This is a genomic window from Microbacterium sp. GCM10027623 (assembly GCF_042666935.1).
Lineage (GTDB): Bacteria > Actinomycetota > Actinomycetes > Actinomycetales > Microbacteriaceae > Microbacterium.
Window position 1 is genome coordinate 19,474 of sequence record NZ_JBHTHE010000003.1, and the last position, 22,490, is coordinate 41,963.

At 69.5% G+C, this 22,490-nt stretch carries 19 protein-coding genes; 9 read left to right on the forward strand and 10 right to left on the reverse strand.

Features of this window, described 5'->3' with window-relative positions; all coding sequences use genetic code 11:
- The first annotated feature begins 31 nt into the window (after positions 1-31).
- Positions 32-1,681: a hypothetical protein gene (locus tag ACFQY2_RS12505; RefSeq protein ID WP_378746190.1), complete on the forward strand. Its 1,650-nt coding sequence runs from the start codon at positions 32-34 to the stop codon at positions 1,679-1,681.
- A gap of 19 nt (positions 1,682-1,700) precedes the next feature.
- Here the strand turns inward: ACFQY2_RS12505 and ACFQY2_RS12510 are convergent, their stop codons facing one another.
- The 8 genes from ACFQY2_RS12510 to ACFQY2_RS12545 form a co-directional block, all read right to left on the reverse strand.
- Positions 1,701-2,570 carry a glycoside hydrolase family 43 protein gene (locus ACFQY2_RS12510; protein ID WP_378746191.1) on the reverse strand — a complete coding sequence of 290 codons (870 nt, stop codon included), beginning with the start codon at positions 2,568-2,570 and terminating at the stop codon, positions 1,701-1,703.
- Positions 2,567-3,586, reverse strand: coding sequence for a LacI family DNA-binding transcriptional regulator (locus ACFQY2_RS12515; RefSeq protein ID WP_378746192.1), 1,020 nt, complete (start codon positions 3,584-3,586; stop codon positions 2,567-2,569). Before ACFQY2_RS12515 ends, ACFQY2_RS12510 begins: the two co-directional genes overlap by 4 nt.
- A gap of 98 nt (positions 3,587-3,684) precedes the next feature.
- Positions 3,685-4,488, reverse strand: coding sequence for an HpcH/HpaI aldolase/citrate lyase family protein (locus tag ACFQY2_RS12520; RefSeq protein ID WP_378746193.1), 804 nt, complete (start codon positions 4,486-4,488; stop codon positions 3,685-3,687).
- Positions 4,473-5,255 carry a fumarylacetoacetate hydrolase family protein gene (locus tag ACFQY2_RS12525; RefSeq protein WP_378746776.1) on the reverse strand — a complete coding sequence of 261 codons (783 nt, stop codon included), beginning with the start codon at positions 5,253-5,255 and terminating at the stop codon, positions 4,473-4,475. Before ACFQY2_RS12525 ends, ACFQY2_RS12520 begins: the two co-directional genes overlap by 16 nt.
- 2 nt (positions 5,256-5,257) lie before the next feature.
- Entirely contained in the window at positions 5,258-6,421 is a 1,164-nt protein-coding gene (hpaD, locus tag ACFQY2_RS12530; protein WP_378746194.1) for a 3,4-dihydroxyphenylacetate 2,3-dioxygenase, read from the reverse strand.
- Between the two features lie 36 nt (positions 6,422-6,457).
- Positions 6,458-7,978 (reverse strand): 5-carboxymethyl-2-hydroxymuconate semialdehyde dehydrogenase, encoded by a 1,521-nt coding sequence (hpaE, locus tag ACFQY2_RS12535; RefSeq protein WP_378746777.1) that lies wholly within the window; start codon positions 7,976-7,978, stop codon positions 6,458-6,460.
- Positions 7,978-8,676 (reverse strand): GntR family transcriptional regulator, encoded by a 699-nt coding sequence (locus tag ACFQY2_RS12540; RefSeq protein WP_378746195.1) that lies wholly within the window; start codon positions 8,674-8,676, stop codon positions 7,978-7,980. Before ACFQY2_RS12540 ends, hpaE begins: the two co-directional genes overlap by 1 nt.
- Positions 8,673-10,184, reverse strand: coding sequence for a fumarylacetoacetate hydrolase family protein (locus tag ACFQY2_RS12545; RefSeq protein ID WP_378746196.1), 1,512 nt, complete (start codon positions 10,182-10,184; stop codon positions 8,673-8,675). Before ACFQY2_RS12545 ends, ACFQY2_RS12540 begins: the two co-directional genes overlap by 4 nt.
- A 135-nt stretch (positions 10,185-10,319) precedes the next feature.
- On the opposite strand from ACFQY2_RS12545, the gene ACFQY2_RS12550 reads away from it, so the two are divergent.
- The 8 genes from ACFQY2_RS12550 to ACFQY2_RS12585 all read left to right on the forward strand — a co-directional run bounded on the left by ACFQY2_RS12550 (position 10,320) and on the right by ACFQY2_RS12585 (position 19,680).
- Positions 10,320-11,735, forward strand: a complete 1,416-nt coding sequence (locus tag ACFQY2_RS12550) for an MFS transporter (RefSeq protein WP_378746197.1) — start codon at positions 10,320-10,322, stop codon at positions 11,733-11,735.
- A gap of 141 nt (positions 11,736-11,876) precedes the next feature.
- Positions 11,877-13,742 (forward strand): FAD-dependent monooxygenase, encoded by a 1,866-nt coding sequence (locus ACFQY2_RS12555; RefSeq protein ID WP_378746778.1) that lies wholly within the window; start codon positions 11,877-11,879, stop codon positions 13,740-13,742.
- Positions 13,743-13,810: 68 nt separating this feature from the next.
- Positions 13,811-14,791 (forward strand): ABC transporter ATP-binding protein, encoded by a 981-nt coding sequence (locus ACFQY2_RS12560; protein WP_378746198.1) that lies wholly within the window; start codon positions 13,811-13,813, stop codon positions 14,789-14,791.
- 2 nt (positions 14,792-14,793) lie between these two features.
- Positions 14,794-15,555, forward strand: coding sequence for an ABC transporter permease (locus ACFQY2_RS12565; protein ID WP_378746199.1), 762 nt, complete (start codon positions 14,794-14,796; stop codon positions 15,553-15,555).
- A 10-nt stretch (positions 15,556-15,565) separates the two neighbouring features.
- Positions 15,566-16,684, forward strand: a complete 1,119-nt coding sequence (locus ACFQY2_RS12570; protein WP_378746200.1) for a sensor histidine kinase — start codon at positions 15,566-15,568, stop codon at positions 16,682-16,684.
- Positions 16,681-17,301, forward strand: coding sequence for a response regulator (locus ACFQY2_RS12575; RefSeq protein ID WP_378746201.1), 621 nt, complete (start codon positions 16,681-16,683; stop codon positions 17,299-17,301). Before ACFQY2_RS12570 ends, ACFQY2_RS12575 begins: the two co-directional genes overlap by 4 nt.
- 152 nt (positions 17,302-17,453) lie before the next feature.
- Complete coding sequence (locus ACFQY2_RS12580) at positions 17,454-17,834, forward strand: VOC family protein (protein ID WP_378746202.1); 381 nt, start codon at positions 17,454-17,456, stop codon at positions 17,832-17,834.
- A gap of 112 nt (positions 17,835-17,946) precedes the next feature.
- Positions 17,947-19,680 carry a Na+/H+ antiporter gene (locus ACFQY2_RS12585; RefSeq protein ID WP_378746203.1) on the forward strand — a complete coding sequence of 578 codons (1,734 nt, stop codon included), beginning with the start codon at positions 17,947-17,949 and terminating at the stop codon, positions 19,678-19,680.
- Positions 19,681-19,748: 68 nt separating this feature from the next.
- On the opposite strand, the gene ACFQY2_RS12590 is transcribed toward ACFQY2_RS12585, so the two are convergent.
- Positions 19,749-21,464, reverse strand: a complete 1,716-nt coding sequence (locus tag ACFQY2_RS12590) for a thiamine pyrophosphate-binding protein (RefSeq protein WP_378746204.1) — start codon at positions 21,462-21,464, stop codon at positions 19,749-19,751.
- 150 nt (positions 21,465-21,614) lie between these two features.
- Complete coding sequence (locus tag ACFQY2_RS12595; protein WP_378746205.1) at positions 21,615-22,430, reverse strand: class II glutamine amidotransferase; 816 nt, start codon at positions 22,428-22,430, stop codon at positions 21,615-21,617.
- Positions 22,431-22,490 lie beyond the last annotated feature (60 nt).

A 22,490-nucleotide genomic window follows, 5' to 3' on the forward strand; every position in this document is an offset into this window, starting at 1 on the left:
GCCCCGCCACCCCTCATCGACGAGAGGCATCATGAGCGACGCGACTCGTGCGCAGACCCGGCTTCGGATGAGGGCGGAGGGTACTGTGCTCGAGGCCGGTGCGAAGGATTCACCGCTTGCCGCAGCCCTTCACGGTGCGGGGGTGCGGTTCATCGCATCCGACGGTCCGCTGCAGCGGCGATGGCGGGAGGCGATCGTTCAGCTCGCCGCCTGCATACGCCCGGTTCTCGGCGAGGTGCCCATCCTGAACGAGGGTGGTGCGTACCAGGGCTGCTGGCTGGAGAGCACGGCCACCATCAACACCGAGATCCTGGGCCGCTTCGCACCGGGGATCGCCAGGGACACCCTTCTGCAGTTCGCCGAGCACCAGCGCGCCGACGGGATGATCCCGTACAAGATCGTCGGCGCGGGTCCCGGCTTCAGCCAGATCCAGATCGTCACGCCGCTCGCTCGCGTCGTGTGGCGCCACTGGCAGGCGACGGACGACCGTGACCTGCTGGAGCGGATGTACGCCGCGATGGTGCGCTACGACGACTGGCTCGTGCGCTATCGCGACACCCGCGGCAGTGGAGGCGTGGAGGCGTTCTGCGCCTTCGACACCGGACATGACCTGTCACCGCGGTTCTGGTTCGCTCCCGACCGTGGGCTGCACGCCGACGCCCGGGTATGCGATCCGCTCGCACCGGGCGTGCCCTACATCGCGCCCGACCTGACGGCCAATGTCGCGTGCCAGCGCTCGTATCTCGCCCTCATCGCCGAGGAACTGGGGCTGGACGGTGATGCGGAACACTGGCGGGCCGCCGCGCAGACGTCGCTCGACGCCTTGTACGAGCACTGCTTTGACGAAGAGGACGGCTTCTTCTACGACAGCGACCGCAGCGGCCGGCCGGTCAGGATTCAGAGCGATGTGCTGGCGCGTGTGCTCGCCTGCGAGGTGGGTGACGAGCAGTTCTTCGCCCGGAGTCTGCGTGGATATCTGATGAACACCCGCAAGTTCCTCGCACACTACGGATTCACCTCGCTCGCCATGGACGACCCGCGCTTCGACCACGACGCGGGTCGCAACAGCTGGGGCGGTCCGGTGAACTTCCTCGCCCTGATTCGCGCGCCCGAAGCGTTCGAGAGGCACGGTCACGTCGCGGAGCTCGGCCTCACGGCATCCACCGTGCTGAGTGCGCTCGCGGTCGCCGACCGTTTTCCGCAGTGTCTGGATCCGTGGTCGGGGGAGGCGGGGTACACCGAGGGGTACGCGCCGGCCATCCTCTGGTTCCTCGACGCGATCGAGCGCCACACCGGCATCCTCGCGCGTCCGGATGGCGAGATCTGGTTCTCCGGGCTCGCGCCGACCCGCCTCGAGCACGGCGCCGCGGCCGGCACCATCGGCTATGGTCGCACCATCGACGGCGCGGTGTGGGAGCTGGTGGCGGACGATGCGATCGTCGAGGTGCATCGCGACGGCGAGTTCGCGTTCTCCTTCCCGCGGGGCTGGCGGATCGTGACCGACCGCGCCGGTTCGCCCCAGGCCGTCGTCGGGCTCGCCGCCGGCCGCGTCGCGGGGCAGCTCGCGCTCGGAGACGAGCGCATCTCCCTGGAGCTCGGGCCCAACGACCGCGTGACGATCGCGGACGGTGCGGTCGCGGGGCGGACGACGGTCGAGTTCGTCGCGCCGGTCTTCGGCTGACGGATGCCGCGACGGCGGATCAGGTCCGCAGGCGGAGGCCGTGCGCGGTCTCCTCGAGCGGGAAGAACCTTGCGCGCTCGTCCGGCGTCCTGTTGGGCGTGTGGAGTGTGAGGAACAGCTCTCCCGCGGCATCGGCGAAGATCATCCCGTGTCCGCCGTCTGCGGGCCAGACCGGTTGCTCGCTCTGCGTCCACGGCCCGAGGATCGAACCGGATTCCGAGAATGCCTGACCCATCGCATAGCCGGACTCTCCGAAGCTCGACCACAGCATCAGCAGCCGGTCGTCGCGCGTGCGGTGCATCGACGGACCGTCCGTCACGAGCACTCGCGGGAACTCGGGGCGGGCGATCTCGCGAGCCCAGGGCGCTTCCGACGCCCGGAACAGCAGATGCGGCGACTCCGCGGGGCTGCGCAGATCGTCGGTGAGGCGCATCGCGTGGACCTCGCCGTCGCCGACATCCTTCCACTCGCGGCAGAAGACCAGATACGGGGTGCCGTCTTCGATGTGCAGCGTTCCGTCCAGGCACTCCCAATCGCGCGGGGTCAGTGGGCCGTCCGACCACGGCTCGTACGGTCCCTCGGGTCGATCGGCGCGCAGCACCTGGGTGCCGCGACGGTGGCCGGCGGCCGTGAAGGTGGCGAACATGTAGTACGCGTCGTGGTGGCGGTGCACCTCGGGCGCCCAGTACTGCGTGTGCGACCAGAACTCCGCGCGCGGCCGGAACGCGGGTACAGGCCCGTGCCATTCTTCGAGATCGACGCTCCAGTACGTGTCGAATCCGGTGGCCGGCCCGTCCCAGATGTTCGCATCCGTGCTGCCGAACAGCCAGTAGCGGCCGTGGTCGGTCAGGACGAAGGGGTCACGGATCTGGATGTCGCCGAGCCTCACGGTGACACAGCGCCGTCCTGCCGCGGGGCGGCCGTGGAACTGCGGATCTCCAGACGCGGCTGGAAGATGACGTCGTGATCCGGGACATCGCCGTCGATGAGGGCCCGCAGTCGGTTCCAGGCGAGAGTGCCCAGGGACTCATGAGGGACGGATGCCGTCGTGAGCGAGGGCGACATGAAGCGCGCGAAGGGGATGTCGTCGAATCCGGTGACGGAGACGTCCTCGGGGACGCGCACCCCCCGGCTCTGCAGGCCGTGGACCAGCCCGATCGCCACCAGGTCGTTGAAGGCGAGCACCGCGGTCGCGCCGCTGCGGATGACGTCGTCGACCGCGGCGAGTCCGTGCTCGCTGTTGGGCCCGCCGTGGATTCGGACGAGCGAGAACCCGTCCGTCTGTCCGGACACGTCGCCGATCCCGCGGAGACGGTTCTCGTTCGCCGGACCGTCCGGCCCTTCCACGTATGCCAGCCGACGGTGGCCGAGCTCCTGCAGGTGCCGGGTGAGGGCTTCGAATCCCGCGCGGGATTCGACGGTCAGCGTCGGCACCGAGGTCGCGTGGCTCGAGCGGTTCAGCAGGACGACCGGACTCAGGGTCTGGGTGGCCTCGCCGAGGGCGTCGTCGGGCATCCGCGGCGCGCACAGGACGAGGGCGTCGCAGCGTCGGCGGATCTCTGCGGCCAGCAAGGGCTCATCATCCGGCGACTCGGCGGAATCCGCGACGAGCACGCGGTAGCCGTCCTCGGATGCCGCCTTGCTCAGGCTCGCCAGCACGGCTTGGAATGTCGGGTTGGCGAGGTCGGGGACCAGAAACGCGATCGCCTTGGTCTGCCCGAGAGCGAAGCTGCGTGCGAGGTGATTGGGGGAGTATCGCAGTTCGCGGGCGGCGGCGCGCACTCGGTCGGCGATCTCCGGGTCGCCGAAGAAGTGCCCGTTCATCACCCGCGACACCGTCGCGGGTGATACGCCTGCCGCCTGTGCCACCGCGCTGATCGTCGTCGCTCCGGATCGTGATGCCACCGGGGCCCTCCCGTCCCGTCTGCAGTCGCCGCCGCGCGACTCACGCCCAGTGTATACGTGAAACCGCTTTCTCCGCGTGATTCTCCGCGTTTCCCCGGTCAGTAGCTGTCGGAGCGGGGCGTGTCGGATGCCGGGATGAAACGTGATGCGAGAGCCTCGGATCCGCGGGCGAGGATCGTCACGTCGGCGCCGGCTGAGAGGAAGTCCGCCCCCGCCGCGAGGTAGCCGTCCGCCGTCGCGGGATCGAAGGCGTTCACCCCGGCCTTCTTGCCCGCCGCGTGCGCCGCCGCGAACACGTGGTGCACGGCGGCGACGACCTCGGGGTGTCCCTGCTGTCCGGGCAGGCCCATGGACGATGACAGGTCGGCGGGGCCGACCAGCACGCCGTCCACTCCGTCGACGCCGGCGATCTCCGCGGACTGCTGCACCGCATCCGCCGATTCGATCTGCACGATCAGCGACACCGTCTGCGTCGCGTTCTGCACGTAGCCCTCCACCCGTCCCCAGCGCGCGCTGCGCGCGAGTGCGGAGCCGACTCCGCGGATGCCCTCGGGCGGGTAGTGCAGCGCGGCGACGGCCGCGCGGGCCTCGTCGGCCGATGCGACCATCGGCACCAGCAGGTTCTGCGCCCCGGCATCCAGCACCTGCTTGATGATCACCGGATCGTTGAACGGCACCCGCACCACGGTGGTCACCGGGTATGCGGCGATCACCTGAAGCTGCTGCTGCACCGTGGTGAGCGTGTTGGGTCCGTGCTCCATGTCGATCAGCAGCCAGTCGATCCCCGAACCCGCGCAGATCTCCGCCAGCAGGGGTGAGCCCGTGTTCAGCCACATGCCGATCAGCGGCCGATCGGCCCGTGCGAGCGCGTCGCGGAACGTCGGGTCTAGACGAAGCGGCATTCGATGGTCCCCATCTCGCGGTAGTCGCACAGCACGGTGTCGCCGCGCGAGACCCACATGGGCCTCGTGAACGATCCTGCCAGGATCAGCTCCCCGGCTTCCAGGCGCTGACCGTGCTGGTGGAGCTTGTTCGCCAGCCAGGCGACGCCCCTCGCCGGGTTCCCGAGCACGCCCGCAGCGACCCCGGTCTCCTCGATCAGCCCGTTGCGGGAGAGCACGCCAGGCACCCAGCGCAGGTCGATCTCGTCCACCCGTCTGCGCACGTCGCCGAGCACCATCGCGCCGTACGCGGCGTTGTCGCTGATCGTGTCGACGATCGTGCGCCCCTCCAGCTCGATGTGCGAGTTGAGCACTTCCAGGGCGGGAACCACGTAGTCGACCGCGGCCAGCACCTGCTCGAGCGTGCAGTCCGGACCCTCCAGCGGCGCCTTCAGCGCGAACGCCAGCTCGACCTCGACGCGCACATTGGAGAAGTGATCGAACGGGATCTCCGCGCCGGAGGCGTACACGGTGTCATCGAACATGACCCCGTAGTCGGGCTCGGTGATGCCGGTGGCCTGCTGCATCGCCTTCGAGGTCAGACCGATCTTGCGGCCCACCAGGGTGCGGCCCGCCGCGAGCTGCGAGTCGCGCCAGACGCCCTGGATCGCATAGGAGTCCTCGATCGTGGCGTCCGGATGCCGTGCGGTGATGCGCGGCATGACGCCGCGGGTGCGCTCGGCTTCGGCGAGCTCGGCGGCGAGCTGGGCGATCGTCTCAGCGGGCAGGGTCACAGCTGGTGGCCCAGCTTGTACTCGCCCTGCTTCCACTCCGGCATCGGCGTCTCGTCCTGCGGGCGCGTGTAGCTGAACCCGTCGGCGCCGATGGTCACCGCGAGCTCGCTGGCGTCGGTGCGGGCGTGCACGGGCTGCGGGTTGCCGTCCAGGTCCAGCACCAGCGACGCGTCGGTGTACCAGCTGGGCACGACGGGGTTGCCCCACCAGTCGCGGCGCTGGTTGTCGTGCACGTCCCACGTGATGACCGGGTTGTCCGGGTCACCGGTGTAGTAGTCCTGCGTGTAGATCTCCACGCGGTGCCCGTCGGGGTCGCGGAGGTACAGGTAGAACGCGTTCGAGACGCCGTGACGGCCCGGACCCCGCTCGATGGCATCCGAGTGCCGCCGTGCGCCGAGGATGTCGCAGATCGCGAGGATGTTGTGCTTCTCGTGCGTCGCGAACGCCACGTGATGCATGCGCGGTCCGTCGCCCCCGGTCATGGCGGTGTCGTGCACGGTGGGCTTGCGGCGCATCCACGCGGCGTACACCGTGCCCTCCTCGTCCTGGATGTCCTCGGTGACGCGGAAGCCCAGCGACTGCATGAAGTTCACCGCGCGCGGGACATCGGGGGTCACCTGGTTGAAGTGGTCCAGGCGCACCAGCTCGCCGGGCGTGTGCAGGTCGTACCGCCACGACAGTCGCTCCACGTGCGTCGTGGCGAAGAAGAACTCGTACGGGAAGCCGAGCGGGTCGACCACGCGCACCGAGTCCCCGATGCCGGTGACGAAGCCGTCGGGATTGCGGCGCACGTCGCAGCCGAGCTCCGTGTAGAAGGCGACCGCCTTGTCGAGGTCCTCCGCCGAGCGCACCCGGTACGAGAACGCGGCGACGGCGGCCACCGGCCCCTTCCGCAGGATCAGGTTGTGGTGGATGAACTCCTCCGTGGAGCGCAGGTAGATCGCCTGATCGTCCTCCTCGGTGACGTACAGGCCGAGGATGTCGACGTAGAACTCACGGGATGCCGCGAGATCGGTGACGACGAGCTCCATGTAGGCGCAGCGCAGGATGTCCGGCGGGGACGCCTGCGGCGTGGCGATCGGGTTGTCCGAGCGGATCGGCGCCTCCTGGCTCACGTAGAAGCCGGAGGAGGTGAGGGTCATTTCATCGCGGTTGGTCATGTCAGCGTCCTTGCTCGTCTGAGGGTGATTCGGCGGTCAGCGAGGGTCGGGATCGTCGAGATCCTGCTTGCCGAACGCGGGGTTGTGCGGCTCGCCGAGCGTGATGTGCACGCTCTGCTGGTCCGTGTAGAAGTCGATGGAGCGGTAGCCGCCCTCGTGGCCGAGACCGGACGCCTTCACGCCTCCGAACGGCGTGCGCAGGTCCCGCACGTTGTTGGAGTTCAGCCAGACCATGCCCGCCTCGACGGAGCCGGCGAAATTGTGCGCGCGCTTGAGGTCGTTGGTCCAGATGTACGCGGCGAGCCCGTAGCGCGTGTTGTTCGCGAGCGCGAGCGCCTCCTCGTCGCTGTCGAACGGCGTGATGGCGACGACGGGGCCGAAGATCTCCTCCTGGAAGATGCGGGCCTCCGGCGCCACATCGGCGAAGGCCGTGGGGGCGACGTAATTGCCGGTCGGGAAGCCGTCCGGGCGGCCGCCACCGGCGATCAGACGACCCTCGCTCTTGCCGATCTCGATGTAGCCCATGACCTTGTCGTAGTGCTCGGGGTGCACCAGGGCGCCGACTTCCGTGGTCGGGTCGTGCGGCAGACCCACCTTCACACGGCTGGTCAGTCTCGCGAAGCGCTCGACGAACTCGTCGTAGACCCCCCGCTCGACGAGGATGCGGCTCCCGGCCGTGCAGCGCTCGCCGTTGAGGGAGAAGACGCCGAAGATGCAGGCGTCCACGGCGGTGTCGAGATCGGCGTCGGCGAACACGACCGCCGGGCTCTTGCCGCCCAGCTCCATGGACAGACCCTTCAGATGCGGGGCGGCATTGGCGAAGATCAGCTGGCCGGTCGAGCTCTCGCCGGTGAAGGAGATCAGCGGGACGTCCGGATGCTTCACCAGGGCGTCGCCGGCCTCCTCGCCCAGTCCGTTGACCAGATTGAAGACCCCCTCCGGCAGCCCGGCCTCCTCGAAGATCCCCGCCCACAGGGACGCGGACAGGGGGGTGAACTCGGCGGGCTTGAGCACCACCGTGTTGCCGGTCGCGAGCGCGGGGCCGAGCTTCCAGGACTCCAGCATGAACGGGGTGTTCCACGGGGTGATCAGACCCGCGACGCCGATCGGCTTGCGGTTGACGTAGTTCATCTGCTTGCCTGGCACCTTGAACGCGTCATCCGCCTGCGCGACGATCAGATCGGCGAAGAAGCGGAAGTTCTCCGCGGCACGACGCGCCTGGCCGAGCGCCTGCGTGATCGGCAGCCCCGAGTCGAAGGATTCCAGCTCTGCGAGGCGGGCGTCGCGGGACTCCACGATGTCGGCGATGCGGTGCAGCACGCGGCTTCGCTCGCGCGGCAGCATGCGGGGCCACGGTCCCTCGGTGAACGCGCGGCGCGCGGCGGCGACGGCGCGTTCGATGTCGGCCTTCTTGCCGGCGGCGGCGCGCACGTACGGTTCGTTGGTGACGGGGTTGAGCACCTCGAACGTGTCGCCGTCGAGCGAGTCGACGAACGCGCCGTCGATGTAGTGCTGGATCGTGGCTGGCAGGTCAGCGGGGGTGTAGACGTCGGTCATCATCGTCCTTCTTCACTGTGTGGTACATCGGCCTGATGTGCGTGGTGGGCGGCCAGGAATGCGTCCATGGTGCGCCAGCGGTGGTCGCGGGCAGCGAGTTCGATCTCCAGCGGATCCGCGCGTCTGCGGATGAGATCGATGATCTGCCCGTGCTCGTCGACCGAATCGTGCGCGCGTCCGGGGACGAACGCGAACGAGGTGTCGCGGATGCCGGCCAGACGGCTCCATCCGCGGTGCACCAGCTCGAGGATGTGCGGGTTCGGGCAGGCCTCGTAGAGCACCGAGTGGAACTGCTGGTTCAGCTGGGTGAACATATGCGCGTCGAAATGGCCCAGCAGCAGGCGCATCCGCTCGTTGATGGCCTCCGCCCGGTCGAGTGCGTCCGCGTCGAGGAGGGCTGCCGACAGCGACGTCGCCGCGCCCTCGACGAGCCCGAGGGTCTGCATCGTGTGCGCGTACTCGCTCTCGTCGACCAGCGCCACGTGTGCGCCGATGTTGCGTTCGAACGTCACCAGGCCCTCGGCCTCGAGGCGGCGGATCGCTTCGCGCACCGGGACGACGCTCATCCCCAGCTCACCGGCGATCGCGCCGAGCACCAGCCGGTATCCGGGCACGAAGGCGCGGGAGACGATGCGTGAGCGCACCCAGGCGTACGCCTGCTCCGACTTGCTTCCTTCACGGGCCAGCGTCGTGCTCATGAGGCGTCTTCCTCGCGGGGATCCTTCGCTGCGACGGGCTCGGCGACCGGGCGGGCGGCGTACTTCGCGCGCCATTCGGCGTTCATCGGGAACAGTCCGTCGACCGGGTGGCCCGCGGCGACCTGTTCGGCGATCCAGGTGTCCTCGTCCTCCTGCGCGAGCGCCGCGTCGGCGACTTCCTCCGCCAGGGCGGCCGGGATGACGATCACGCCGTCGCCGTCGCCGACGACGACGTCGCCGGGCTGCACGGCTGCGCCGCCGCATCCGACGGTGACATCGACCTCCCAGGGCACGTGCCGACGGCCGAGCACCGAGGGGTGCGCGCCCCGGGAGAACACCGGCAGGCCGATCTCGGCGACCATGTCGAAGTCGCGCACGCCGCCGTCGGTGACGACGCCGGCGGCTCCGCGGATCCTGGCGCGCAGTGCCAGGATGTCGCCAAGGGTGCCGGTGCCGGCGTCGCCGCGCGCCTCGATGACGATGATCTCCCCCTCGTCGACCGCGTCGAAGAGCCGCTTCTGTGCGTTGTAGCCGCCGCCGTGCGTCTTGAAGAGGTCTTCGCGGGCGGGAATGAATCGCAGCGTGCGGGCGGTGCCGACGATCTTGGCGTCCGGCAGATTGGCCGAGACGCCGTCGATGAAGCAGGAGAGCAGTCCGCGCTTGCGCAGCTGACTCGACAGCCCGGCCGTGGGGGCCGCTTCGAGCTTCGCCCGCAGTTGCGGTGAGAGACCGGCATGGGTCCCTGAGCTCGTCGAACGGTCTGCGGGGAGACCCGCGGCCTCGCGTGAGCCCCAGGCCTCGGCACGCTGCAGATCGTCCACCGCCGGCAGCGACCCGAGTGCCGGGTCGAAGGGGATCTCGCCCTGAGTCACTGTCGTGACGAGGCGGCCGGAGGTCGGTGCTCCCTCCGCATCCGGGGCGTCCACCTCGATCTCCACGACATCCCCCGGCACGATCACCGACGATCCGGCGGGCGTTCCGGCCAGGATCACGTCGCCGGGTTCGAGCGTGAAGTGCTGCGAGAGATCGGCGATCAGCTGCGGGAGCGGGAACAGCAGCCCCGCGCTGCTGTCGTCCTGGCGCAGCTCGCCGTTCACCCAGGCGCGCACGCGCAGCGCGGCGGGGTCCACGGAGGCCGCGTCGATGAGGTCGGGACCGAGCGGCGTGTAGCCGTCGCCGCCCTTGGAGCGCACATTGGAGCCCTTGTCGTTGGCGCGCAGATCGTACAGTCCGAGATCGTCGGCGGCGGTGACCGCTGCGACGTGCGACCAGGCGTCCTCGACGGAGACCCGCCTCGCGGCCGTGCCCATGATCAGGGCGATCTCGCCCTCGAAGGCGAGCAGCTCCGTGCCCGCCGGGCGTTCGACGGTTCCGCCGCTGGCACCGAGGGAACTGGCCGGCTTGAAGAAATAGGAGGGAGCGGCGGGCCGGCGCCCGCGCTGTTCGGCGCGGGAGGCGTAGTTCAGGTGGATCGCGATGATCTTGCCCGGTCTCGTGATCGCCGTCATGTGGTGCGCCTCCCTGCGTCCTGCGCACATCGGGCGGAACCCGTTGTGCGTTGTATCCGAAATCGTATATCATCAAGTCACGCACGGCAAGCATCGTTTGCCGTGGACAGTGACGTCACCTCAAAGGAGAGACACATGAGCGAGCAACCGCAGGGCGGGCTCACACCCACCGGCACCATCGCGTCGTCGGCCGATCGCCGCCGCGTCGTGGTCGCCACCGTCGTGGGGACCACCGTCGAGTGGTACGACTTCTTCATCTACGCGTTCGCGGCGGCCACGGTGTTCGCGGCGCTGTTCTTCGAGCCGATGGGCAAGGAGTTCTCCCAGATCGTGTCGTTCTTCACGGTCGGCGTCAGCTTCCTGTTCCGGCCGCTCGGCGCCTTCCTCGCTGGCCACTACGGCGACCGGATCGGCCGCCGTCCGATGCTCGTGATCACGCTGCTGCTGATGGGGGCGGCGACCACTCTGGTCGGCCTGCTCCCGACCCATGCGGCCATCGGCGTGTGGGCACCGATCCTGCTCATCCTGCTGCGCATCATCCAGGGCATCTCCGCCGGCGGGGAATGGGGCGGAGCGGTGCTGATGGCGGTCGAGCATGCGCCCAAGCGCAAGCGGGGACTGTTCGGCGCCTCGCCGCAGATCGGCGTGCCGATCGGCCTGCTGCTGGCATCCATGATGCTGGCCTTCATGGCGCAGATCGCCCCCGGAGTGCCCGCGGGCTCCGACATCCACCTGCAGGACACCGCCTTCGGGCAGTGGGGATGGCGCGTGCCGTTCCTGCTGTCGATCGTGCTGATCGGCGTCGGCTACTGGGTGCGTCGCAGCGTGCAGGAGAGCCCGGTGTTCGCCGAGATCGCCGAACGCAAGGAGACGACGCGGATGCCGATCGTCCAGCTCTTCAAGCACCACGCCCTGCTCGTCATCATCGCGGCACTCGTGTTCGCGGGGAACAATGCCGTCGGGTACATGACCACCGGCGGGTACGTGCAGCGCTACGCCACCGACCCGAACGGCCCGATCGCACTGGACACCTCGGCGGTCTTCTGGGTCGTCGCGCTCTCGGGCGTCACCTGGCTGGTCTTCACCTGGTTCGCCGGCTGGATCTCCGACCGGATCGGCCGGCGCACGACCTACATCATCGGCTGGGTCCTGCAGTTGCTGGGCGTGTTCCTGCTGTTCTTCCTGACGAACCTCGGAACAGTCGTCTCGCTCGCCGCCGCGCTCGTGATCCTGACGATCGGGCTCGGATTCACCTACGGACCCCAGGCGGCGCTGTACGCGGAGCTCTTCCCCGCATCCATCCGGTTCTCCGGCGTCTCGATCTCGTATGCGATCGGAGCGATCGTGGGTGGCGCGTTCTCGCCGATGATCGCGCAGGCGATCTTCCAGGCGACGAACTCGACGACGGGCATCACCTGGTATCTGGCGGGCATGACGGTGGTCGGCCTCATCGCCACGCTGCTGCTGCGTGACCGCACCGGCATCCCGCTGGGCCCGGAGCACGAGGAGGAGCAGGCGAAGAGCCCGGTCCACGGACTCTCGAAGGCCTGACGCGGCGCGCTTCTGAAGGACGATCGCGCTTCTGGAGGATGCTCCGGCGCGTATCGTCCTTCAGAAGCGGCATCGTCCTCACAAGAACCACACCACGATGCAGCGCACCACTCGCGGCGCTGTCCAGGGAAGGACCCGATGATGCAGTTCCACCACCACGGCTATGTGTCCCACGACCCCAGAGTGCTGCCGGCCGAAGGGCTCGGCGTGGACCGCCCCGCAGACCTGCCGGACGAGATGGACGTGCTGATCGTCGGCTCCGGCCCGGCCGGAATGCTGCTCGCCGCGCAGATGTCCCAGTTCCCGGACGTGAGCACCCGCATCATCGAGAAACGCGAGGGACGGCTCGTGCTCGGGCAGGCGGACGGGATCCAGCCGCGCAGCGTCGAGACGTTCCAGGCGTTCGGGTTCGCACCGCGCATCATCGCGGAGGCCTACAACATCGGCTGGATGAACTTCTGGGGGCCCGATCCCGAGAACCGCGACAACATCATCCGCACCTCGCGCACCGAGGACTACGGCCTGAAGATCAGCGAGTTCCCGCACCTGATCGTGAACCAGGCGCGCGTGCTGGACTACTTCGCCGAGGCTGCGGCGGACGGACCGGGCCGCATCGTGCCCGACTACGGCGTGCAGTTCCTGGGTCTCACCGTGCACGAGACGGGGGAGTACCCCGTGGAGGTGCGGGTGTCGTACAGCGCCGGAGCGCGCCAGGGGGAGGAGCACACCATCCGGGCGAAGTACGTCGTCGGCTGCGACGGCGCCCGCAGCGGTGTGCGCGAGGCGATCGGACGCAAGCACGTCGGTGTGATGGCATCGCACGCCTGGGGCGTCATGGATGTGCTGGTCAACACCGACTTCCCGGACTGGCGCATCAAGTGCGCGATCAACGCCGAGGCCGGGAACATCCTGCACATCCCCCGCGAGGGCGGCTACCTCAGCCGCGTCTACGTCGATCTCGGTGAGGTCGCAGACACCGAGAGCCGTCAGGTGCGGCACACGCCCCTCGAGGCGGTCATCCAGAAGGCCAACGACATCCTGCACCCCTACACGCTGGATGTGAAGGAGGTCGCCTGGCACAGCGTCTACGAGGTGGGGCACCGGGTCACCGACGGCTTCGACGACGCGCTGGACGGCGACCGACATCCGCGCGTCTTCCTCACCGGTGATGCCTGCCATACGCACAGCGCCAAGGCCGGCCAGGGCATGAACGTCTCCATGCAGGACGGCTTCAACCTGGGCTGGAAGCTGGGCCACGTGCTCACCGGCCGCGCCCCGGAGGAGCTGCTGTCGACATATGCCGCTGAGCGCCGCCCCGTGGCGCAGCAGCTCATCGACTTCGACAAGGAGTGGTCGAGCCTGATGGCCCGAAAGCCCGAGGACATCTCCGACCCGCAGGAACTGGCGACCTTCTACCTGGGCACGGCCGAGTTCCCCTCCGGCTTCATGACGCAGTACGAGCCGTCGATCATCGTGAGCGAGGACGCGCGTCAAGAACTCGCCACCGGTTTCCCGCTCGGCAAGCGCTTCAAGTCGGCCGAGGTCACCCGAGTGGGCGACGGCAACGTCGTGCACCTCGGTCACCACGCACGGGCCGACGGGCGCTGGCGGGTGTACGCCTTCGCCGATGCGGATGCCGCGAAGCTGGCCTCATGGGCCGATGCGGTCGCGCCGCTGTTCGCCCGGTACACCCCATCAGGCGGCGACCCGGATGCCGTGTTCGATGTGAAGGCGATCTACCAGCAGCGCTTCGACGAGTTCGAGGTGACCGGCGTTCCGCCGCTCTTCCTGCCCCAGGTCGGTCCGTACGGGCTGACGGACTGGGAGAAGGTGTACGCGGCTGCACCCTCGGCCTGGTGCGCCACCGACATCTTCGACGAGCGCGGTCTGTCGCGCGAGGGCGTCGTGGTCGTGGTGCGTCCGGACCAGTACGTGGCCGCGATCCTGCCGTTGGACGCCGTGGACGAGCTGTCCGCATTCTTCGCGGGGAACCTGCTGCCGGCATGACAGTTGTCATGTCGAGGTCGTGACATCGCCCTCCGGCGTCGGAGGGCTCCGGCGGCGAGGCTGGGATCATGCACACGACAGCTGCTCCCCAGACGCGGGAGAACTCCGCATCCACGACATCTGAACTCCCCGCAGTCGGCGTGACCGCCACCGCCATCGAGCTGCGTGGCGTCCGCCGCCACTTCGGGCTGGGCGAGCGCACGGTCAAGGCCGTCGACGGCATCGATCTCAGCATCGGCCGCGGTGAGATCGTCGCGCTGCTCGGCCCCAACGGTGCCGGCAAGACCACCACTCTCGACATGCTCCTCGGCCTCGCCGAGCCCACGGAAGGGTCGCTCGCGGTCCTCGGACGCAAGCCCGCGGCGGCTGCGAAGTCCGGTGCGATCGCCGGGGTGCTGCAGACCGGCGGGCTGCTGTCGGACCTGACGGTCCGGGAGACCGTCGAGGTGATCGCGAGCCTGCACGGCCGGGATGCGCTGGCCCGGGTGCCCGGCGTCCTCGCGAGCGCCGATCTGGACACCATCGCGAGGCGTCGTATCGTCAAGTGCTCCGGCGGCGAGCAGCAGCGCGTGAAGTTCGCGCTCGCGCTGGTCGCCGATCCCGACATCCTCGTGCTCGACGAGCCGACGGCCGGCATGGACGTGAACGCCCGCCGGCACTTCTGGGACGTCATGCGGGCGGATGCCGATGGCGGGCGCACCATCGTGTTCGCGACCCACTACCTCGAGGAGGCCGAGCAGTTCGCCCGACGCACCGTGGTCATGCACCGCGGCGTGGTCGTCGCGGATGCGCCCACCGCGCAGCTGCGCGCCAGCCTCGGTGGCCGCACCCTCGCCGCGACCCTCCCGGCGACCGGCGCGGAGCAGATCCTGCACGACCTCGAGAGCAGCGAGGGCGTCGTCGACGTCCGCGTCGATGACGGTCGTGTGAGCCTGCGCGCGGCGGACTCGGATGCCGCGGCATCCGCTCTTCTCGCCGCCGGCGCCCGCGATCTGGAGATCGCCGCACCCACCCTCGAAACCGCCTTCGCAGCCCTGACGGAGAACTGACCATGACCCTCTCGATCTCACCCACGATGCTGCGCGTCGAAGCGATGCGCCAGATCCGCAACCCCTACACGCTCGCGTTCACGCTCGGGATGCCGATGGCCATGTACCTGCTGTTCGGGGCGGGCATGGACTACGGGTCGATCACCGCCGGAAACGGGAACGTCAAGTTCTACGTGATGGTGTCGATGGCCGCCTACGGCACCGCCGTCGCGATGAGCTCGCTGACGTCGCTCGCCGCGATCGAAGCGAAGCAGGGCTGGGGCCGCCAGCTCGCCATGACCCCGCTCGGGACAGCCGGCTATGCGGTCACCAAGCTGATCACCGCGGTCTCGTTCGCCGCTCTCTCGGTGCTGCTCGTCTTCGCCGCGGGAATCGCGACCGGCGCTGAGACCAGTGACGCGTGGCGCTGGTGGGCGACGGCGGGCATCATCCTCGCTGCCGGGCTCATGTTCGGTCTGTACGGGCTCGGCGTCGGGCTGTTCTTCAACTCGGACACGGCCGCGGCGCTGGCCTCCATCTCGATGACCTTCTTCGCGTTCTTCGGAAACGTGTTCATCCCGCTGGACGGCGTCATGCTGGACATCGCGCGGTTCACGCCGATGTACGGCTTCGTCTCGCTGAGCCGATGGCCGCTCACCCAGGGGATCCTCACCACCGGGCAGGCCGACTCGCTGTGGATGATCGCGGCGAACATCGTCGTCTGGTGCGGACTGTTCGCGCTGCTCGTCACGGTGGGCGTCAAGCGCTCCTACTCCCGCCGATAGGGTCGACAGCATGACCGATGAAGTGACCAGGGTGACCCGGCGCCGCGGAAGCGGCGTCCAGTCGCCGTGGGAGCGCTTCGGCTGGATCATGGCGGCGATCTGGCTGGTGTTCCTGGCGTATCCGGTGCTGGCGCTGCTGGCGTCGGATGCCGCACGGGGCTGGATCGTCACCGGCTGGATCGCGTTGAGCGCCTTCGTCGTCATCTACGTCGCCGGGTTCGTCCACGGCATGAGCTTCGGCGGCGGCGGGCTCGTCGCACCGCCGAAGCCGATCCAATGGGCGGTGTTCGCCGCGCTCATCGTGTGCGCCGGGCTCACCATCCCGGCCACCGGAGGCTCGGCGCTGAGCTTCGTGCCGTTCATCATGTCGTTCGCGTCGTACGGGCTCACCCGCACCGCGCACTGGTCGACCATCGCGGCGAGCATCGCGGTCACCGCCGCGGTCGTGTTCCTCACACCGAGGGGCGCGGCGTATCTGACCGTCCTGGCGATCGTCGTGATGCTCGCGGTCGTCAACACGGTCTCCACCACCCTCATCATCCGCTCGGCCGAGGCGGAGAGTCTCGGCCTCGAGCTCGCCACCAGTGAGGGGCGCGAGGCGGTCGCACGCGACGTGCACGACCTGGTCGGACACTCGCTGACCGTGGTGAGCCTGAAGGCGCAGCTGGTGCGGCGGCTCATCGACAGCGATCCGGAACGCGCCAAGGCGGAGCTCGCCGACATCGAGGCGCTCACCGCCGAGGCCATCTCCGGAGTCCGGGCGACCGTCGCCGGCGTGCGCAGCGCCGCGCTCATCGAACAGCTGGAGTCGTGCCGCACGGCCCTGCGGTCCGCGGACATCGCTCTGCGCGTCGCGGGGGAGCCCACTGCGCTCTCGCCCGCGCAGTCGCTGACGGCGAGCTGGATCCTGCGCGAGGCGACGACGAACGTGCTGCGCCACGCGGGCGCCCGTGCGGTGACGGTGACCATCGCACCGGGGAGCTTCACCGTGACCGATGACGGCCGCGGGTTCGCGGGCGGCGAGGGAAACGGGGTCCGCGGGATGCGCGAGCGCGCGACGACCGGCGGCGCGTCCCTCGAGGTGGCCGCGGCGGAATCGGGTGGCACGCGAGTGGCGGTGACCTGGTGACGGATGTCGAGGCGATCCGCCTGGTGATCGTGGACGATCAGGCCATGCTGCGCGGCGCACTGTCGGCGCTGCTGGAGTTGGAGAGCGACCTGACCGTTGTCGGGGTCGCAGGCAGCGGGGAAGAGGCCGTCGAGGTGGTGCAGACGACCCGCCCCGATGTCTGCCTGATGGACATCCAGATGCCCGGCATGGACGGCATCGCCGCGACCAGGACCGTGCGCGCCGTGAGCCCGGACACGCGGGTGCTCATCGTGACGACCTTCGCCCGCCCCGGGTATCTGCGTTCGGCGCTGGATGCCGGAGCGAGTGGCTTCGTGGTGAAAGACGCGCCCGCCGAGCAGCTCGCCGACGCAGTGCGCCGTGTGCACGCGGGACTGCGGGTCGTGGACCCCGCCCTCGCCGAGGCCAGCCTGTTCGAAGGCGCCAATCCGCTCAGCGAGCGCGAGCGGCAGGTGCTGCGGCTCGCCGCCGACGGACGCAGTGCTGCGGCGATCGCCTCCGAGGTCTTCCTGTCCGCCGGCACCGTCCGCAACAACCTGTCCGCGGCGATCGGCAAGGTGGGGGCGGCGAATCGCGCCCAGGCGGTGCGGATCGCGCAGGACAAGGGGTGGATCTGACCCCGTCCCGTCGCGCGGGCGATGTCGGACCCGCGCGCAGCGGCGATGTCGGAACCCGCGCGGGCGATGTCGGAACCCGCGCGGGCGATGTCGGAACCCGGGCGTAATGTGGGCGGCGGTCGGGCGCCGACGCCCACCAGGAGGAGTGCGTCATGGACTGGAAGATCGAACTCATCTTCGTCCCGGTCACCGATGTGGATCGGTCGAAGGACTTCTACACGAAGATCGGCTTCAACCCCGATCATGATCAGACGCCGACCGAAGGGCTGCGGTTCGTTCAGATGACCCCGCCCGGCTCGGCCTGCTCCATCGCCTTCGGCACCGGCCTCGGCCTCGAGCTCGAGCCGGGGAAGCAGGACACGATCCAGGTCGTCGTGCCCGACGCGGACGGTGCGCTGGCGCAGCTGCGTGCGGTGGGCGTCGAAGCAGTCGGGGTCGACGAGCAGGCGTGGGGGCGTTTCGTGACCTTCGACGACCCCGACGGCAACACGTGGACGCTCCAGGAGCTGCCGGACTACAGCGCGAGCAGCTGACCCGGGCACGAGCCCCTTTCGCCGGCGACCGGTCGGGAATACCGTTTCTCTCACGGGCGCTGTGCTCTGAGCACGTTGCGCGCACGCCCGCGACGGCAGAGGGGTGATGCGCATGGAAGGTCTGGAGATCACGGTCCTGCTGGGGCTGACGATCCTGGTGGGAACGCTGCTCGCGCCCCGCGTGCGGCTGGCGCTGCCGCTGGTCCTGGTGGTCTTCGGCCTGCTGCTCGGATTCATACCCGCGCTGCGGGAGGTGCAGCTGCCGCCCGAGACCGTGCTGCTGCTGTTCCTGCCGGTGATGCTGTTCTGGGAGAGCCTGACGACGTCGCTGCGCTCGATCCGACGCGACTTCCGCTACATCCTGCCGATGAGCACGCTGCTGGTCGTGGCGTCGGCATTCGCCGTCGCCGGCGTGGCCGTGCTGTTCGGCATGCGCTGGGAGGTCGCGCTGATCCTGGGGGCGGCGGTGGCTCCGCCGGATGCGACGGCCGTCGCAGCTCTCGGCCGGCTGCTGCCTCGCCGTACCTTCATGAAGCTCAAGGCGGAGAGCCTGACGAACGACGGCACCGCGCTCGTGCTCTACGCGATCGCCGTCTCGATCGCCGTGGGCGGTCAGGTCACGCCGCTCGTGGTCACGTGGACGCTGATCGTCTCCTATCTCGGCGGCATCATGGTCGGCGTCGTTGCCGCCGCCGCGGCGTGGTTGCTGCTGCGCCGTGCACGCACCACGATCGTGATCAACGTGACGATGCTCCTGCTGCCCTTCGCCGCGTTCATGGTCGCCGAGCTGATCCACGCTTCGGGCGTGCTCGCGGTGGTCGTCGCGGGCCTGATCGCCGCGTACCTCAGGTCGGATGTGACCACGGCGGCATCGCGTCGCCAGGCGGAGGCGGCGTGGCCGTTCGGGGTCTTCCTGCTCAACGGCGCGCTGTTCGTGCTGATCGGCCTGGAGGTGCAATGGGTCGCGCACCAGACCTCGCTGCAGACCATCGGCTGGCTCAGCCTCGCCACCGTCGCGGTCTGGGGCGTGCTGCTCGTCGTACGCTTCCTGTTCCAGGTGCTCGGCGCTCCGTTCCAGAGGATGGGGGCCGGCACTCCGCACCCGCTGGGGCTGCGGACGCGGATGCAGGTCGTCAGCACGGTGGCCGGGATGCGCGGAGCGGTGTCGCTGGCGATCGCCCTCTCGGTCCCGCTCACCGCGCCCGACGGCACCGTGCTGTCCGGTCGCGATGACATCGTCTTCGTCACCGCCGGCGTGATCCTGCTCAGTCTGCTCGTGCAGGGTCCGCTGCTCCCGGCCGTCGTGCGATGGGCGAGGTATCCCGCCGACAACGGCGAGGATGAGGAGTTCGAGCTCGCTGAACGTTCGATCACCGGCGCCGCGATGGCCGCGCTGGACGCGCTCGCCGCCGAGCACGGGATCAGTGACGAGGTGCGCGACCGTGTGCGTCGGGACGGCTACGAGATGCTCGAGCTGGCCAATGCGCGCTCCTTCGCCCGTGAACGGGCGCTGATCGATGCCGAGGTGGGAGCGATGGAGGACCTGTTGGATTCCCCGGACCCGCTGGCCGACGGTACGACGGACCCGACCAGCTCCGCGACCGCCGCCGACGGCACCACCCTGCAGATGGTCGCGACGTCGACGGATGTCGACCTCGAGCAGCGTTCGCCGCTCATCCGTCATGACGAGTACTCCCGATTGAAGCTCGCGATACTCGAGCACAAGCGTCAAGTGCTTGCGAGCCTGCGACGCTCCGGCGTGATCGACGACCTGGTGGTGCACCGGATCTCCGCGCGCCTGGATCTCGACCAGATCCGCATGGAGGGCATCGAGGAGTTCGAGTGACCGCCGGGGCGCGGTGACTCGCACCCCCGCGGCTCATGTGTGGGGATGGCTGCGTCGGTTCGCGTGGTTCAGGAGTTCACGCGGATGATCTCCTGCTGGTACGGCGCGATGATCCGCCCCGAGATGCGCAGGTCCAACACCAGGAAGGGGCGGGAGGCCGGGTCCTCGGCGGACCAGGTCGCCAGCCGGTCGAGATCGTCGAGCGTGCGCACGACGACGCCCTCCGCACCGACCGCGGTCCCCAGGGCGGCGAAGTCGACCTCGGGGATCAGCATCGGAGCCTCGGCGAGTCCCTTCAGACCGTACAGGTTGACTTCGGCGCCGTAGGCGGCGTCGTTCCAGATGACGGCGCAGCCGCGACCGCTCGCGGCGCGCACCGCCGACTCCAGGTCGGAGATCGCCATCAGCCCGCCGCCGTCACCGGACGTGAGCACGATGGTCGAGTCCGGACGTGCCCGGGTGGCGCCCACGACGCTGGGCCAGCCCTGACCGATCGACTGGAACGCCGTGCCGATCATCATCATCCGGTCGGGCGCGGCGACCGGCCAGTACATGTTCGCCCAGCCGATGAAATGACCGCCGTCCGAGACCACCACGCGGTCCTCCGGCAGCAGCTCCGCGATGCGGCGTGCCGCCGCGCGCGGATCCAGGCGCCTGTCCGGGGCGAGTGCGTCGCCGGTGGGGTAAGCGCGCGCGGCGGCGACGTCGACCGTCTCCCGCCAGGGAGTGCGCACAACTCCGGACATGTGGCCGTCTCGGGTGCCTGCACCCGGCGTGTCGGCCCCGTCGTGCTTCGGTTCTCCGGAGTTGCGAACGCGCTCCACGAGCGCCTCGGCTGCGATGCGGGCGTCCGCGCGGATGTACCCGCCGATGTGCGCGTGGGTGGCCGCGGGCGCCACGTCGATCTGGAAGACGCGGGTGCCGGGAGCGAACAGCTCGCCGAAGCGCATCGTGAACTGGTTCAGCGATGCGCCGAAGACGACGGCGACATCGGCGTCGTGGACGAGCTGCATGGCACCGTCGGCGCCGAAGCCGCCGGCCACACCCAGGTCGTATCGGCTGTCGGGGAACACGCCGCGTCCCAGAGCGGTGGATGCGGTCAGTGCTCCGGTGGATTCGGCCAGAGCGCCCAGCGCCTCGCTCGCCCCCGCCAGCCAGGCACCGCGCCCGGCGAGCAGGAACGGTCGCTCCGCGGTGCGCAGAGCATCCGCGATCTCATCCAGCAGCCCCTCGGCGAACGCGCCGCGCGGGCTGAGCGGAGCCGGGATGCGGGGAGCGGGTGCTTCGGGCAGCGGGCCGGCCTCGAGGGCGCCGACGTCGTAGGGGATCGCGAGTACGACCGGCACCCGATAGGTCAGCGCGTGTTCGACGGCGATCACGGTGGTGGCGGCGGCATCCGCTCGGCCGGTCGTATAGGTGCGTGCGCCCACGGCGGAGGCGAGAGCGATCTGATCCACGTCCCACGGGCGCGGACCGGACGTGGGCTCGTCGCCGACGACGAGCACCAGCGGCACGCGCGCCTGCACGGCCTCGGCCAGTGAGGTGAGGGTGTTCGTGAAGCCCGCGCCGTATGTCGACGTGGCGGCCGCGATGCGGTTCGAGGCCCGGTAATGCGCGTCTGCGGCGACCACGGCCCCCTGTTCGTGGCGGACCGCGGTGAACACCGCATCGGTCTGCGTCTCGAGAGCGTCGAGGAAGTAGGCGTTGCCGTTGCCCATCACGCCGAAGACGTGATCGACGTGCTGGGCGAGGGTGAGTGCGACGTGGGCGGAGACGGTGGGCATGGGGAAGCCTTCCCGGAGAGGAACGGATGGGGTCCGTATGTGTCTCGCCGCTCACGCGTCATCGCGAGGACCATCGAGGTCCGCAGAGTGCTTCGTGCCCCTTTTTCGGGCACCGGCCGTGGCCGGACGACTTGATTCTATCCTCGGCGCTCAGGCGCGTGCGGTCGCGACCGACGCCAGCTCCACGGTGGAGCTGCTGCGATCGTCGAGCCGGATCGCGGTGACCGACTCGGCAGGCAGTGCCGCCCAGTCCTCGCCCGCCACCCCGGTGGATCCGACCATGATGCTCCCGTCCGCGTCTGTGCGGCTGCGCAGGGCGAAGTAGTCCTCGTTGTGCTCGTCGGGCAGCTGAGCGGCCAGCGGCGCGAGGCGCGCACGATCATGGTCGGTGAGGATGCTGGTGGCACTCGCGTGCACGACCACGAGGTGCTCGCTGTCCAGGATCAGGGCGTTCAGGCTGGCCAGGGGGAACAGCTCCCGCAGTCGGTGCGCCACCTGGGCGGCGGCATCCTGAAGTGCCAGGCCGTGGGCGAGCTGCTCGCGGATGAGCGCGAAGTACATCTCGCTGTCGGTCGTGCCGGTCAGTGCGGCGACGGATTCGCGGGAGAGCAGCGCGCGCAGGTCGTCGAGCGGCTTGATCGTGCCGTTGTGCGCGAAGGCGATCCCATCTGCCTCGAACGGGTGCGCGTTGCGCTCGTTCACCGGCAAACCGGCGGTCGCCCATCTCAGGTGCACCATGGCGGCGCAGGCCGGGGTGATGAGTGCGGCGTCGAAGGCGGGGTCGGATGCCGCGGAGAGGGGCGATCGGTTCACCACCGGTGCGGTTCCCGGCTCGCGCACGCCTGCCCACCCCCAGCCGTCGCCGTGCAGACGGGCGAGGGACAGCATGCTCTCGATGCCTCCCGCGCCGAGCGCCGCCCCGGCAGTGGAGAGCTCGGGGGAGACGAACGCGAACAGACGACACATGAGAGACCTCGGAGCGGATTGCGGATGCCGGACGGCCCGCCGGGTGCAAGGGACGTCCTC